We start from the raw sequence: 16,453 nt of genomic DNA, 5'->3' as shown, positions 1-16,453 counted from the left end.
AATTTAGGTAAAAGTTAAAAACACAAAATAACACAAAAAAATGATAGAAAACGAATTAAAAGAATTAGGTATTTCTTCCGAAAATTTCGGAACATCGACAGGAAATACTTGGTTTGGAAAAGGTGAAGAGCTTTCTTCTTACTCGCCAGTAGATGGAAAATTGATTGGAAAAGTTAAGTCATCAACAAAAGATGATTATGAAGTAGTGATAAAAGAGGCACAAGTTGGTTTCAAAGAATGGCGAATGATTCCAGCACCGAAACGTGGAGAAATTGTGCGTCAATTTGGAGATAAACTTCGTGAGAAAAAAGCTTCTTTAGGAAAATTAGTTTCGTATGAAATGGGAAAATCCTATCAAGAAGGTTTGGGCGAAGTGCAAGAAATGATTGATATCTGTGATTTTGCAGTTGGATTATCGCGTCAATTATATGGTTCGACAATTCATTCGGAGAGACCTTTGCATCGCATGTACGATCAATATCATCCGCTTGGAATTGTAGGGGTGATTTCTGCGTTCAATTTTCCAGTTGCTGTTTGGTCTTGGAATACGTGTTTAGCGATGGTTTGTGGTGATGTTGTAGTTTGGAAACCAAGTGAAAAAACACCTTTGTGTGCGGTTGCATGTCAACATATTTTAGCAGAAGTTTTAAAAGCAAATAATATTTCAGAAGGCGTTTCTTCTTTGATAATGGGCGATAAAACAATTGGTGAATTAATTGCACAAGATGCTCGTGTGGCTTTGGTTTCTGCAACAGGTTCTACGCGAATGGGAATTGAAGTGAATAAAGTGGTTGCGGCTCGTTTGGGTAAAACAATTTTAGAATTAGGTGGAAATAATGCGATTATTGTTACGCCAAATGCAGATTTAAAAATTATGTTGACTTCGGCTGTTTTTGGTGCAGTTGGTACGGCTGGACAGCGTTGTACAACAACAAGAAGATTGATTGTGCACGAATCTATTTATGATAAGGTAAAAGAATCGTTGATAAATGCTTACAAACAAATAAAAATAGGTAATCCGTTGGATACAACAAATCATGTTGGTCCGTTGATTGATAAACATGCGGTTGAAATGTATTCAAAAGCATTAGAAAAAATTAATGAAGAAGGAGGAAAAATTATCGTTGAAGAAGGAATTTTAGAAGGAAATGGTTTTGAAAGCGGTTGCTATGTAAAGCCTGTAATTGCTGAGGTTGAGAACCATTTCGAAATTGTTCAACATGAAACTTTTGCTCCAATTTTATATTTAATCAAATATTCTGGAGATGTGTTAAATGCAATTGAAATTCAGAATAATGTGGCACAAGGTTTATCGTCTTCTATCATGACAAATAATCTTCGTGAAGCTGAATTATTCTTGAGTCAGCAAGGTTCTGATTGTGGAATTGCAAATGTAAATATTGGAACTTCTGGAGCAGAAATTGGCGGCGCTTTCGGTGGAGAAAAGGAAACTGGAGGTGGACGCGAGTCAGGTTCTGATGCTTGGAAAGCGTATATGCGACGACAAACGAATACAATTAATTATTCGACAGAAGTGCCATTGGCGCAAGGAATTAAGTTTGATTTTTAAAAATTTACAGAGATGAGTACAGTACACGAAAGATTAGCAAAACATATATTGGCAGATGGATATCCGATTGTAATGGATATGGATAAGTCGCATGGATCCTATGTTGTAGACGAAAATGGCATTGAATATTTGGATTTATTTTCAATGTTTGCTTCGACTGCGATTGGTTATAATCATCCACATTTGATGGCGAAAATAGATTTTTTAGGTCGAAATGCAGTCAATAAACCTGCGATGTCAGACATTTATACAAAAGATTACGCCGATTTAATTGATACATTTGAGCGTGTAGCGATGCCGAAAGAATTGCAATATTTATTTTTTATTTCTGGTGGAACATTGGCAGTAGAAAATGCATTGAAAACGGCTTTTGATTGGAAAACAAGATTAAACTTTTCGAGAGGAATTGAGAAAGAAGCAAGTGATGTTATTCATTTTAAACAAGCTTTTCATGGGCGTTCTGGTTATACATTATCGCTAACGAATACGAAAGATCCTCGTAAATACGAATATTTTCCAAAGTTTGATTGGCCAAGAATTGAAAATCCAAAACGAATTTATCCTGTTACAGAAGATAATTTATGCAAGGTTGTTGAGGCTGAAAAACGTGCGATTGAACAAATTGAAAATGCTTTAGAAACACGCAAAAATAAAGTTGCTTGTATTATTATTGAGCCGATTCAAGGTGAAGGAGGAGATAATTATTTTCGAAAAGAATTCTTTCAGAAATTGAGAGAAATTTGTGATAGAGAAGAGATTTTATTGATTTTTGATGAGGTACAAACAGGAATGGGAATGACTGGTAAAATGTGGGCTTTTCAGCATTATGATGTGATTCCTGATGTGATTTCGTTTGGAAAGAAAACACAAGTTTGTGGAATTTTAGCGAATAAAGAAAAGTTAGATCAAATTCCGAATAATGTTTTCAAGGAATCAAGCCGTATTAATTCGACTTTTGGTGGAAATTATATCGATATGTTGCGTTTCAAATTAATTTTAGAAGTGATTGAACAAGAAAAATTAGTTGAAAATGCGGAAGAGAAAGGAAAATATATTTTATCAAAATTGAATGAAATAGCAAAAGAAACGAAGAAAATTCATTCGATTCGTGGATTAGGATTGTTCATTGCGTTTGATTTTTCATCAGATTTGGATCGTTCAGAATTCATCAAAACATGTTTCGAAAATCATATGATTATTCTTCCTTGTGGTGAAAACTCGGTGCGAATGCGTCCTCATCTCAATATTTCCGAAGAAGATACCAATAAAGCAATAGAAATTATTAAATTAGCATTAAAATAAACAGCAAAAGCAACCAAACAAAGGTTGCTTTTTTAATTTTGTAAAAGATAAAACTAAAGTATGATAGATTCTTTTTTCTTCGATTTTGACGGAACATTACAAGGTTTTGAAAACCATGAAATCAGTGATTCGACAATCGAAGCGTTGAAATTATTGAAACAAAAAAACAAAAAAATATACATCGCAACAGGACGAAATATGGTGGATATGCCTGAGCATATTTTTGATTATGGTTTTGATGGTTACATCAATAATAATGGAGGAATGTGCTCCGACGAAAACCGTCAATCATTTTTTGTAGATTACATCAACCCTAATGATATAGAGGCTTTGTTACAATATGATGATGAAAATCCTTTCTCATTTTCGTATATGACGAAAGAAGCGTTTAGTATCAATCGTGTGAATGAGAATGTAGAAAAATCGTTTGCTTATTTTGGAATGGAACTTCCAGAAGTGGTTGATCCTCGAACTTTGCCGAAAGATAATATTATGCAAATGAATTTTTTTGTGAACGAAGAACAAGAAGATTATTTGATGAAAAATGTGTTGACAAACAGTGTAGGAACACGTTGGATAGAATATTTTGCTGATATAAATCCGAAAAATATTAGTAAAATGCGTGGAATAGAGCGAATGGCTGAACGCGATAATTTAGATTTAACTAAAACAATGGCTTTTGGTGATGGTGGTAACGATATTAGTATGTTGAAAGGTTGTAAAATAGGCGTAGCAATGGGCGATGCGAAAGAGAATGTTCGTGAAGCAGCTGATTATTATACAACTTCTGCAGATAATCACGGAATATGGAATGCACTGAAACATTTTGAGGTAATTTAGAAACTTATTTTAATTTTTAGAAAAAAAATCCAGCCTAAGTTGGATTTTTTTTCTTTTCACAATGTTGTGTTAATTGCGCATTCTATTGTTGTAGAATTAAAAAATAAAAATTATTTTAGAGTATTAATTAAAAACTACAATATAATGAAACAATTATTACTAGCTGGATTTTTACTTTTTTCGAATTTTGGTTTTGGGCAAGAAAAGCTTATTGTCGATTATAAATATGATATAAAGCATGATGAAGAAAAAATAAAGGAGTTTGAAAGAGAGCAAGCACAAAAAGGAGGAGGTACAATAAAAATTGGAGGGTCTCCAAATATTTATTATCAATTAGAATATAGTGATCATCAGTCCGTTTACAAAAAAATAGAAACCATTAATAATGATCAAAATGGTAGCTCTATGGGGGCTTTTTCAATTAATATTGGAGGAGAATATAAAGCTTTGATTAATGAAACAAGTAAGAAAGAGTTTCGTCAAGAAGTCGTTTTAGATAAACAGAATTTTATTGTGGTTACGCCATATAAAGACTATGAATGGAAAATTACAGATATTGAAGATACGATTTTGGGTCACAAAGTAAAAAAAGCTATTGGTAATGATAAAGGCAAGCAAATAGCAGCTTGGTTTGCACCAGATATTAAGGTTGATGCAGGACCAAATCAAGTGAATGGATTGCCAGGTTTGATTCTGAAAACGGTGAGCGAAACGGGTGGTAAATTTGGTTCGATTATGACTTATGAAGCGGATAAAATTACCTTAAATCCTAAGAAAATGTCTAAAACTAAACCTATGAAAGGTGAAGAAATAACACAAGAAGATTTTAAAAAATTGCAAGATGAATCTCGTCAAAAAATGAGAGAATCTTTTTCAATAGGAGTGGATAAAAAATAATTTTGAATGAAATATTTAGTAATTTTTATAAGCCTTTTTTCTATTGTGTTACAAGCACAAGATGCATTAGAAATTGAATACGAGGAGGTTTCTATTCCTCGTCTTTTTGGGAAGGATGGAAAGGAAGAAAAATTGGGTGATGATTTTATAAAAGCACTTTCTGTTCCAAAAACTTATGTACTACAAATAGAAAAAGGAAAAAGTGTTTTTTCTAAGATTGAGAAAATTAATAATTCTCAAGGGAATGCGTTAGTTACGATGTATGGTATTTTTTCGTATAATTTTGAACAAGATTTCAATCAAAATAAAATGAAACAAGAATGGATGATAGAGAATAAAAAATACCTTGTAACTGATACCATTTCGACACATTATAAATACGAATTAACGCAAGAAAAATCGACTTATTTGGGTTTTGATGTTAAACAAGCAGTTGTAAAATATAATGACAATAATAAATCAATCATTTGGTACGCACCAAGTTTACCCAAACGTTTTGGTCCAAAAGAATTTATTAATCTTCCAGGTCTGGTATTAAAAATAGAATCTATTCGAAATGGAATTATTGATCCATCTTATTTTTTGAAAGCAACTTCTGTTACAACAAAAGATCATTTAGAATTTAAGAAATTATTCAAGGCTAAGGAAATTTCTAAAGCCGAATTTGAAAAGCTGAAAGCTGATTATAACCAACAAAGTTCGAATGAACACCAAGGTGTAGATAAAGATTAACCTAAATAAAAATTATGAAAAAATTATTATTGATTGTATTAAGCAGCTTATGTTATTTTGCAAATGCGCAAGATGTTTTAGAGGTAGAATATGATGTATATACAGTATATGACGCAAGTAAAACTCAAGGTTCAGTTACAATTGACAACCGAAAATTAAGTAGAGATGAAACGATTAGATACTTTACTGAACAAATGAAAATTCCTAAACCTTACCCGTTGTGCATTTTGATTAATAAAGAATAAAGTTGTTCATTTGATTGAAAATCAGTAAATTGTTTTAACTACAAAACATTTACAATGAACAACTTACTTGCAAATTACGAAAGAATATTGGAAGTTCTTCGAAAAATATCAAGAGATACACTTTTAATTTATCAACGTAGAAAACCTAAACTTTTTGATTTAGAACTCATAAGTCTTGTTTTAACAGCTGAATTTATGGGTATTGATAGTGAAAATCATTTATTTCGAAATCTTCCTAATGCGTTAAGTTGTAAAATTGAGCGTAGTATTTACAATCGTAGAAAACGAAGATTATCAGAGCAAATTAATAGTATTCGCCTCAAATTAGCGAAAGAATTTAATGAATTTGAAAATTGTTTTATCGTTGATAGTATGCCGTTGGAGGTGTGCAAAATAGCAAGAATTAATCGCTCTAAAATTTGCAAAGAACATCAGTATAGTGCACCAAATAGAGGTTTTTGTGCTTCTCAGCAAATGTCTTTTTATGGCTATAAACTTCATGCTGTTTGTTCTTTAACTGGTGTTTTCCAGAGTATTGATATTAGTCCCGCATCTGTTCATGATATTCATTTTTTGAAAGATATAAAATCTCAACTGTCAGATTGTGTGCTACTTGGTGACAGAGGCTATTTGTCACAAACAATTCAAATTGACTTATTTAATGAAGCCAATATTCGATTAGAAACACCGAAAAGATCCAATCAAAAAGAGTATAAACCTCAGTTTTATCCATTCAAAAAGTATCGAAAAAGAATTGAAACGTTATTTTCTCAACTATGTGATCAGTTTATGATTAGACGAAATTATGCAAAGACTTTCGAAGGATTTAAAACCAGAATTTTAGCTAAAATTACTGCACTTACTGTGGTTCAGTACATTAATAAAACATACTTTAATCGAAATATTAATAATCTAAAAACCCAAATTATTTAAAATGCACAACGGGTTAAACCTTATATTTTAATAACAAATAAAACGGCTTCTAATTATAATCAAAAACCAACACTAAATAGTGGAAATTCAGTAAGCTACAGTAGTAATCAAGGAAATGGATTATATTACAAAAACTTACTTGAAAACTTTTATATGCACGAATCGGTTGGCTTTGGGATGGATCGAATTATCAAAGATTCTATTCCTAAAATTAATTGGACTATAACGCGCGACAAGAGAAAAGTCTTAGGCTTTGATGTTCGTAAAGCAACTGCAAAAATCAATAAAGAAGAGTTTACAGCTTGGTTTGCTACTTCTTTGTCTTTTCCTTCGGGACCTGATAAGTATATGGGATTACCTGGTTTGATTTTAGAATTAGAAAGAAAAACGAACGACGATGCTGATATGGTTATTACTTATAATGCAACATCTGTAAAAGAAGCTAAGAAAAATGTAACAATAAATCAACCAAAGAAAGGGAAAATTGTTGATTTCAAAACGTATAAAGCAGAAATGGATGCTTTTTTTAAGAAACAACAAGAAATGAATAGCCAAGGAGTAGATAAAGATTAAGTTTATAGTATAGAGAACAATAAATAAATCAACCAAAGGAAAACAGATAAGTCAGTCAGATTTCGAAAAAATGATTGACGAAGAAAACCGAAAATTTAATTAAATCCTTTTTGATATTAATTAATAGTTATTTATAATCTGTGAATATTTTTAATCAATATAATTACACTTTTTCTAAAGCAAACAATTCTTATCTTTGTTAAAGAAGAGTTGAATTAGATTTTATTCTAACAGAATACTTTTTTTATTAATTAAGATTTTTTGATACATGAAAATATTACTTTCGCCAGCGAAGATGATGAATTTGGAAACGAATGCTAAATGGAGAGCAACAACACCTCAATTTTTAGAACATTCGCAAAAAATTATGGATGTTATGAAAGAGATGAGTACAACTGATCTCGAAAAATTAATGAAAATTTCGAAAGATATTGCAGAAATGAATGTGGAGCGTAATCAGGTTTGGAATGTTAAACCTACTGCGAAACAAGCTATTCCAGCAGCTTTAGCTTTCAAAGGTGAAGTGTATAGAGGTTTGAATGCTGAGACGTTAAACGACGAAGCACTTGATTATTTCAATAAACATGCATTTTTGTTATCTGGGCTTTATGGAATGTTGCGTCCTTCGGATAAAGTAATGTTGTATCGCTTGGAAATGGGTTCGAAATTAGATGTTCATGGTTCGAAAAATTTGTATGGTTTTTGGAAAGAAATTTTGACACCTTTTCTAAATTCGAAACTAAAAAAAGGAGAATTTATCTTAAATTTAGCAAGTAATGAATATGCTAAAGTTTTGGATAAAAAATCGTTAAAAGTTCCGATGATTGATGTAGAGTTTCAAGATTACAAAAACGGTGAATTGAAAAAAATCATGATGTATTTTAAACATGCTCGTGGTGCAATGGCGCGTTATTGTGCAGAAAATAAAGTTGAAACTTTGGATCAAGTGAAAGCATTTGACGTGGATGGTTATCGTTTTGATGAGAACCTTTCTACCGAAGAAACTTTGGTATTTACAAGATAATGACTAAAAAAAATAATAACTTGAAGACTGCTTTATTAGTAGTCTTTTGTTATTTTTAAATCATATATGAAAGAAAATTTTATCGATAAATTACCCATCAAAATTATTTACTCGTTCCAATCGCTGATTGAAGAATTAGAACGATCTGAATACAACTTTGGAGAGTTTAAAGCTTTTTTAGAATATCTGAAAGCTACTCGACCAGAGTTGATTGATGGTGTTGAAACATTTGAAGATTTTCAGAAAATTATTAAAGATGTTGAGCCAATTATTGAGAAAATTATTCCTAAACCATTTGTAAAATATAATTTAAAAGCGATAACTTTTCCTTTTTCTGACAAATTTATTTTTGCAACAGATCGACTTAAAGAGTTGATTGATAATAATGAATCACGACTAAAATTCAATTTTGAAGATTTAGATTATGATACATTGTATAAGTATTGTTGTTGTTTCATCTTGTCTAAGTATTATCATAAAAATTTAGATTTTAATTTATCAAATCAGTTGGTTATAGACAATCAAAATGGTTACAGAACATACCTTGGAACTGATATTAACCACGATTATTTTCAGATTTATCCATCCCAAGATAAATTTAAATTGACTGAAGAGGAAATTGAAGAGTTGTTGAATAATTATGAAGATACAGCTTTGTGGATGAGAAAAATTCCAATTGGATCTTGGATTGCAAAAGGGTTTAATCTTGTTTCATTTTTTGACAATACGACTGAAATTGCACTTTCTAACTTAAAATCTAAATTATTATCTTATGGAGAACCTTTTAATATTGTTCGAAATGATATTATTTCTGCATTAAAATCTATTTTTAGGATCAATAATTTAGAAGTTGGTTTTTCGGCTTATAATTCGGATAAAAATCAATTAGAAATTAGTCATTTATTACAATTGAATGATAGCTTACTGATTGATAATCATAAAAAAATAAAACTGAATGAAGTTTTTTGTGCTGATTTAGAGAACAAAATATCGAAATCAGATTATTATGTTGTTTCTAATATTGACGCAGCTTTGGAGAAGTTTCCACAAGATAAAATGTTGAGAATGGCAAATGAATCTGGTCTAAAAAGTTTGATTCTTTATCCATTGAAAAACGGAAAATCTCATTTAGGTATTTTAGAAATAGGCTCGAAAGAAGCTGGAGTTTTCAATCGAATTAATGCAAACCTTTTACGCGAAATCACGCCTCTTCTAGAAGAATCTATTTATCGCTATACGGTTGAGTTTGAGAATCAAATCAATGCTTATATACAAACCGAATATACGTCGTTGCATCCAAGTGTAGATTGGAAATTTAGAGAAAAAGCTCGCGAACACATATTGCATCCGGGAAACACAAAACAAAAATCGCAGATTTCTTTTCAAAATGTATATCCAATTTATGGTGAATTGGATGTGAGAAATTCGTCAGTGATTCGAAATCAATGTTTAAAAAAGGATTACACGAATCAGATTAATTACTTGATTTTGATTTGTAACGAGTTATATAATCGTACAAAAAAGAATAAATTTTTGGATTATAGTGACGATTTGACTGATTTTTTGCAACGAATAGATAATGTAGATAAAATCTATTTCGAAAGTGAATTATTTGATTACATTACGTTGCATATTCATCCTGAAATTCCCAAATATGTAAAGGATGATGAGAAATCGATTATCGAAGAATATCTAAAAAAATTAGATTCTACAACGGGATTATTTTACGTAGATCGCAAAAAATTTGACCAAACAATTGTAATGACAAATTCACTTTTGTCGAACAAATTAGACACTTTTCAGAAAGATGCTCAAGATGTATTTCCGCATTATTATGAGCGTTTCAAGACAGATGGAATTGATTACAATTTGTATGTTGGGCGAAGTATTGCGCCGTTCAAAAAATTTTCCTATCAAAATATTCGAGAAATTAGATATTGGCAACTACAAGCGATGATAGCTTTGGAACAATCTTACAAAGAAATTCAGAAAAAAACACCATTAAAAGTTGAGGTTGCTTCGTTGGTTTTTGCAACGAATACCACTTTAGATATTTTGTTCAAATTAGATGAGAAACGTTTTGATGTTAATGGATATAACAATGCAAAATATGAAATAATCAAAAAAAGATTGAGTAAAGCTTTTGTGAAAGGAACAAATGAACGAATCAATTTGCCACATAAAATTTGTATTATATATACCGAAGATATTCTAAAAGAAGAATACTCAAATTATATCAATTTATTAATTGATAAGAAATTTTTGAAAAAAGATGTTGAAAATTTGGAAATTGATGATTTGCAGGGTATAAGCGGTTTGCAAGCAATTAGAGTTTCGATTAATTATAAAAATAAACTCGAAAAATATACTAAAATAGAAGAATAAAGAATGGAAAAAGATGATGTATTGCTTAATATTTCGATAGATAGTACTGCCGAAAATATTTGGAAAGTTTTGACAGATGAACAAGCGTTTAATGAATGTTTTGAAAACATAAAAATGACATGTAACGAATGGAAAGTAGGAGAGAAGATAAAATTTGTAACGCAAAAAAATAATGAAACGTTGGTAGATGAAGCCTTGATTACATCTATTATGGAGAATGAACGTTTGCGATATAATTATAAAAAACATAATACAGACCATGAGATTGAAGTAATTTTTAATCTAAAATCTTCGGGTAATTTTACTTATCTATCAATTGAAGGAAAAGATTTTGCAGATGATTATGAACGCTCACATTCAGAGAATGCGTGGATAAATATGATGCAAGCAATCAAGAAATATGTACAAAAAAAATAACCTTCAAATTTTTGAAGGTTATTTTTTTATATGTTAAAATCCGAAATTCAATCCAAAAACGATTCGCCCTGGATCTTCACCTTTAAAGTATGAAACTGTTGCGGTAATAGATTGTGCTCCGTTTATCCAAAGTCCGCCACCCATAGATGAATGCCATTTATTTGAGTCTTCTCCGTTTAACCAAACTCGTCCATAATCAGCTCCAACAAAAACGCCTAATCGTAATGGAACAACGGCTTTGAAACGTAAAGCATCAAATCGTAAATCAGATGTTTGTAAGAAAACTTTGTCTCCTGCAAAACGACCTAATCGATAACCACGTAAATCCTGATCTCCACCTAAATTAGCCATTTGGTAGAATTCCATAAAATTACCCCAAACTGCTTTACCTTTTAGCATAGAAGCAACTGTTAATCTTCCATTTGCAGAGATTTTGTGTGTGAAACCTAAGTTAAGTTCTGTGTAAAAATGATTACGTTCAAAATCTGTCAAGTTAGAAATCCATTTCGCATTAGCTAAAAATGTCATGCCTAATTTTGGTAATGATTCGTTATCGTAATTTTTGAACAAATATTTAGCTCCAATTTCTCCGAAATGTTGTCCTTTGAAAACGTCTCTATTAATTGATGGGAAATCTTCGACAATACGATCTTTATTCTCTTCAATCTTTTTGTAACTATAAATTGCAGAAAAATCTAAACGACCATTGTTATTCATAATCTTGAAAATAGACGGTCCAATGCTATAACTTTCTAATCGAACACGGTTATAATCCATTCCAATTTCTTCTTGATTATTCATGGTCTCGTTTCCTAAACCAAAGAAATTTGTACTATAAGTTGGGCTCGTGTAAGCTGCATTAAGATCTAAATTCCATTTACCCAAAGCTTTTGTAAACGTTCCTTTATATTTGGCATCCCAACCGCCTGTCGCAAAATAATAACTTATTTGCAAATTGTGACGTTGCGAATATGGTTTACGATCAAAACCGTTGACAGTGTAGGTTGGCGATAAACCAATTTTTATTCCGTCATCAGGATTGTAGCCAATATTAGGTAACATAGTAAAGAAATTATACATCGGTTGTTTGTAATCGTATGTATTAACTTCGTAATCGTTGACAAAATTTTTCGATGTTAAAAAGGTAGATTCAGATGCATCGCTTCCGTTAGCGTAATCATATACTTTTACTTTTGCAGAACGCTTTACTTCGTATATATCGTCATCTATTCCACCAATAATACGAACTAAAATAGCGTTATTTGGCTTTCCTTCAACCTTGAATTTATCTTTTCCGTTTAATCCATATAAACGAATTTCTTTTGTTTCTTTTTTATTAAAATCTTCATCAAGAATTAAAGTTCGATCTTGTCCTGAATAGATTTTTACATTTGTTTTTCCCTTTGGTAAACGAGTGATCACAAAATCTTCATCTTCGTCTGTTCCTTTCAGAATAACTAATTTGCGAAGAACTTTATTATATTCTTCAGCAAATTTTTCTAATTTAGATTTTCGGGCAATAAGATTATTAATCACTTCTTGATCATATTCTTGTTTTGTTTCTTCAGGAATTAATTCAAATGATTGTTTGATATAATCATCACTCAAATTATCTTGAATATATTTTGCTTCTTTTTTCCATAAATCAAGATTGGATGATTCTAAAATGGCTAAATCCAACGGATAAGGTTCTCTGTTGAACCATTTTACATTTTTGATATCATCTTTGTAATCTTGCATATGTCTAAGCGGAGGAATTTTCATAATCAAATGAAAGAAAAGTCCGTCATAACGTGGAAATGCTTGGTCTCTATCACGTGGAATTGGTTTGTAAACAGTTTGATTATTTTCTTTGTAAACGCCCCAACGCCATTGATCAGAATGTCGATCCCAATCACCAACTAACATATCAAAAAGTCGTGCACGAATGTAGGCCTGTTTTTCCACGACAACATCTTTGTTTTTGTGAATCGCAGCCAACATATCATCTGTGCTAACAATATGTTTTGGTTTTCCGAAAACACCGTCTTGATATCCGGACATTGGTCGTTCTTCTATCATGTATAATTCATCACCAAAATTTTCATTATATGCTTTCAAGGCTTCTTGTTTTGGAATATAATATAATTTTGGCGTAGAATGCATAATATTGATTGGTTTCATCAAATTAGCAACTGTTAATGGATAATATGGATGATTGGTTGTGTAGAAATCCATCAAAAATTTCTCTGTGAACGAATCTTCAAATTCATCTGCAACATATTTATTTTTAAATGCTACTTGCTGAATAAATTGCGTGGCACTTTTCTTCACCGAGCGCATATTGTATTCTTCACCTTTTGCATTTGCCAATCGTAAACTTTGCGTTTGATGTTCACCACCCATTCTAACAGGGGTTAAACCTCCATTTAGATGACTTAAATTAACAGTATTAGCAGTAATTGTTTGTCCATATGTTCGACGATAATGACGACCAAAAAAGAATTTATACGGATCAGATTTACGTGTAACGTCTAATGGATATACACTTGTTTCTTTCGTTTTTGGCATTTTTTTATCATCATAAACTTGAGCCAAATATTCCTTTTTCTTTTCTGTAATTTGTTTTGCTAATAATAATTCGATTCCACCGTCTTTAAAACCATAGAAATTAGCTTTAGAAGCACCATTATCATACAAATCTAAGACAACAAAACCATTATCTCCGTAAGAAAAATCGTTTTTACCAACCGCTTTTGCCGATTCTTTTTTAGAACCAGAACCGCTGATAATTTGTTTGACATTGTTTTGCTGAATGTATTGCAAGTTGTGATCATGTCCAGAAACAACAATTACATTATTTCTATTTTCGATTAGTGTTGCAATACGAGAAGCCATTTCTCTGTATTTGAAATTATTAACATCTTGAGGACTAAGACCTGTTGTACTTCTTAATAAATTAATAAAAGATCCGATTACAGGTAATGGAACTTTGAAATTATCTCCTAATGGATAAAACTGTTTTTTGAAATCAAATTGTCCACCATGTGTTCCGTTCGAATATAACGGATGATGCATCGTGATAACAGTTGTTCTGTTTTGATATTTGTTCAATTGCGATTCTAATTCTTCGAAGAAAGCTTCTCGTGATTTGATATCACATTTTTCATTTAGACCAGGATGTTTGTCCCAATCTTGTAAATACCATTCAGAATCTATCGCAATAATTCCGATGCTATCATTTACATTTATTTTATCAATTGGACACGCATCTTTTGGTAAAAATGATTTTTTATTACCCAATTGTTTTTTGACTAATTTTTCTTGTTCTTTTAATCCTTTTACACCATTTCGCCAATCATGATTTCCTGGAATAAAAAGGGTTTTTCCTTTAAATTCTTTCGCTAAATCAATCTGAAATTGAAGTTTCTCTCTACTTGTTGTATATTCAGCTTTTGTAGAATCCGTTACAATTCCATTTTCGTAAACATTATCACCTAAAAAGAAAAGATAAGAAGAAGAGTCAGCTTTCGCTAATTGATTCTTTAAAATTTCTAAATTTTGTTTATTTTTTGGTTGATCAAGATCTCCTGCATCGCCTATTAAATAGATAGATTGAATTTTATTTCCTTCTACATTTTGTACTTTTTCTGTCTTAATGTTTCTACCATATTGAGGATGTTGCGTAGCGCAAGATGTCATATAAAGGCAAGAACCTACTAAAGCCAAAAAAGGATAATTCAATTTTTTGTTGTTCAGTGTTGGTAATAATTTCATACATTTAAGCGTTAAAAACTTGTGATGAACCAATTGTTATTAAATTTAGAAAACTATGTTTTCAATCTGTTCAAAGATAATCTTTCTTTAGATTTTACGTATCATAATTTTATGCATACTGTAAAAGTTGTAGAAGCTATAAAAACTTTGAGCGCGGAGGAACAAATCTCTACAGATTTACAAGAGAAATTATTAATTGCTGGTTGGTTTCATGATACGGGATATACAAAAACCGTGCAAGGTCATGAAAGTGAAAGTGCAAATATTGCAAAACAATATTTGAGCGAGCATAATTTTGACGAAAATTACATCAAAGAAGTTCAAGATTATATTTTAATCACAGCGCTAAATAATGTTCCGATAAATATAGGTGAAGCAATTGTAAAAGATGCAGATAACTTTCATTTAGGACAAACTGAATATCCTAAAATTTCTGAATTATTACGTGATGAAATTGCCAAAATTTGTCACAAAGAATTTTCTGATTACGAATGGCATGTAGAGAATAGAAATTTTTTTTTAAAGGTTCATCATTTTTATACGGATGCTGCAAAAAAGCTTTGGCAGAAAGGAAAAGAAGAAAATTTGATCTTTACACAAAATAAAATCAAAGAGATTGAATTGATTGGTGATATTCCTAATAAGTATGAAATCAAGAAAAAGAAAAACGATAAGATTCAACAACCAGATCGTGGTGTTGATACACTTTTTCGTGTAACATTAAATAATCATACTCGTTTAAGCGATATTGCTGATAGTAAAGCCAACATTTTATTGTCTGTAAACGCCATCGTGATTTCGATTGCACTTTCTACTTTGGTTCCAAAATTAGGAAGTCCAAAGAATGAATATTTACTTTTACCTTCAATTGTAATGCTTTTATCAAGCGTTGTTTCAATTATTTTTGCAATTTTAGCAACTAAACCAAATGTAACATACGAAAGTTTTAACGAAGAAGATATCAAAAACAAAAAAGTGAATTTGCTTTTCTTTGGTAATTTTTATCAAATGTCGCTTGATGCTTACGAGGATGCTATGCAAGAACTGATGAAAGACCGCGACTATGTATATACGTCTTTGACAAGAGATTTGTATTATTTAGGAAAAGTCTTGGAACGTAAATATCGTTTGTTAAGCATTACGTACACAATTTTTATGATCGGAACTATTTTATCTGTTCTAACGTTTGCTTACGCGATGATCACAAATGTAGCTTAATTATTTCTTTACTTTTTCGAAATCGAACGCAATATTACTTGATTCATCATTACTAATTTCAGCTTTTAACTGATGACCAATTTTCCAATATTTGATAAGTTTAGGAAAATCATTCTCTTGATTTTCTAATGTAAACGAATTTCTATCAGAATTGATTAACTCAAAATCAGTTGTCTCTTTTTTAGTTTTGTCCAAATTAACTTTCAATATCCATTTATCATCAATCTTTGTGATAGTAAGATGTTCCTGCGAAATTGTATCATTATTTTTGTTTGTAAACCCGCAACCTAAAAAAGTGTTTTTATCAACTTTTTTCCAGTTTTCATACGTTTTTCGATCCGATTTTTCATTTGTTCTAATCCATTCTCCAACCAAAAAATCAAAACTTGGTTTATCAGCAGAAGTTTTAGTTGATTCGCAAGAATTCAACAAAAAAATAAATAAAAGAAGAAAAGTAAATAGTTTCATATTAGTGTGCTTAATAGTAAAAATAATCAATTTGAAATAGTTAAAATGATAGAAATGATTTTTTCTCAAAAATTTTATTCTTTTATGTATTAT

The 16,453-nt window shown here is 30.8% G+C and carries 13 protein-coding genes and 1 pseudogene; 12 read left to right on the top strand and 2 right to left on the bottom strand.

Translation table 11 applies throughout. The features are described from left to right. Positions 1–40: 40 nt before the first annotated feature. From amaB to ACTS9J_RS10880, 11 genes and pseudogenes are all read left to right on the top strand, one after another. Positions 41–1,570 (top strand): L-piperidine-6-carboxylate dehydrogenase, encoded by a 1,530-nt coding sequence (gene amaB, locus ACTS9J_RS10930; protein ID WP_416410625.1) that lies wholly within the window; start codon positions 41–43, stop codon positions 1,568–1,570. 12 nt (positions 1,571–1,582) lie between these two features. Beyond that, positions 1,583–2,872: an L-lysine 6-transaminase gene (gene lat, locus ACTS9J_RS10925; protein ID WP_291052399.1), complete on the top strand. Its 1,290-nt coding sequence runs from the start codon at positions 1,583–1,585 to the stop codon at positions 2,870–2,872. A 60-nt stretch (positions 2,873–2,932) separates the two neighbouring features. After that, the gene (locus ACTS9J_RS10920) at positions 2,933–3,712 is read left to right on the top strand and encodes an HAD family hydrolase (protein ID WP_291048964.1); all 780 of its coding nucleotides are present in this window, start codon (positions 2,933–2,935) and stop codon (positions 3,710–3,712) included. Between the two features lie 144 nt (positions 3,713–3,856). Beyond that, positions 3,857–4,609 (top strand): GLPGLI family protein, encoded by a 753-nt coding sequence (locus tag ACTS9J_RS10915; protein ID WP_291048962.1) that lies wholly within the window; start codon positions 3,857–3,859, stop codon positions 4,607–4,609. A gap of 6 nt (positions 4,610–4,615) precedes the next feature. After that, positions 4,616–5,341, top strand: a complete 726-nt coding sequence (locus ACTS9J_RS10910) for a GLPGLI family protein (protein ID WP_448353236.1) — start codon at positions 4,616–4,618, stop codon at positions 5,339–5,341. Between the two features lie 14 nt (positions 5,342–5,355). Further along, positions 5,356–5,586, top strand: a complete 231-nt coding sequence (locus ACTS9J_RS10905; protein WP_448353235.1) for a hypothetical protein — start codon at positions 5,356–5,358, stop codon at positions 5,584–5,586. A gap of 54 nt (positions 5,587–5,640) precedes the next feature. Then, positions 5,641–6,519, top strand: coding sequence for an IS982 family transposase (locus tag ACTS9J_RS10900; protein ID WP_448353131.1), 879 nt, complete (start codon positions 5,641–5,643; stop codon positions 6,517–6,519). Between the two features lie 18 nt (positions 6,520–6,537). Further along, positions 6,538–7,092 (top strand): annotated as a pseudogene (locus tag ACTS9J_RS10895) (GLPGLI family protein); the annotation flags it as partial. A 268-nt stretch (positions 7,093–7,360) separates the two neighbouring features. Continuing rightward, the gene (gene yaaA, locus ACTS9J_RS10890) at positions 7,361–8,116 is read left to right on the top strand and encodes a peroxide stress protein YaaA (RefSeq protein ID WP_038336050.1); all 756 of its coding nucleotides are present in this window, start codon (positions 7,361–7,363) and stop codon (positions 8,114–8,116) included. Between the two features lie 66 nt (positions 8,117–8,182). Then, positions 8,183–10,501, top strand: coding sequence for a hypothetical protein (locus ACTS9J_RS10885; protein WP_448353234.1), 2,319 nt, complete (start codon positions 8,183–8,185; stop codon positions 10,499–10,501). 3 nt (positions 10,502–10,504) lie between these two features. Further along, complete coding sequence (locus tag ACTS9J_RS10880) at positions 10,505–10,918, top strand: SRPBCC family protein (protein ID WP_221855866.1); 414 nt, start codon at positions 10,505–10,507, stop codon at positions 10,916–10,918. Positions 10,919–10,951: 33 nt separating this feature from the next. Here ACTS9J_RS10880 and ACTS9J_RS10875 read toward each other — a convergent pair whose 3' ends face one another. Next, on the bottom strand, positions 10,952–14,674 hold the full coding sequence (locus ACTS9J_RS10875) for a metallophosphoesterase (RefSeq protein WP_448353233.1): 3,723 nt from the start codon (positions 14,672–14,674) through the stop codon (positions 10,952–10,954). A gap of 24 nt (positions 14,675–14,698) precedes the next feature. Between ACTS9J_RS10875 and ACTS9J_RS10870 the strand changes: the two genes are divergently transcribed. Then, entirely contained in the window at positions 14,699–15,892 is a 1,194-nt protein-coding gene (locus ACTS9J_RS10870) for a Pycsar system effector family protein (protein WP_291090032.1), read from the top strand. Here the strand turns inward: ACTS9J_RS10870 and ACTS9J_RS10865 are convergent, their stop codons facing one another. Next, positions 15,893–16,360, bottom strand: coding sequence for a DUF6265 family protein (locus tag ACTS9J_RS10865; protein ID WP_448353232.1), 468 nt, complete (start codon positions 16,358–16,360; stop codon positions 15,893–15,895). Between the last annotated feature and the right edge of the window lie 93 nt (positions 16,361–16,453).

Source organism: Empedobacter sp. ULE_I140 (assembly GCF_053482575.1).
Note: the sequence above shows the minus strand (reverse complement) of the source record. Positions and strands in the feature narration are given on the sequence as shown.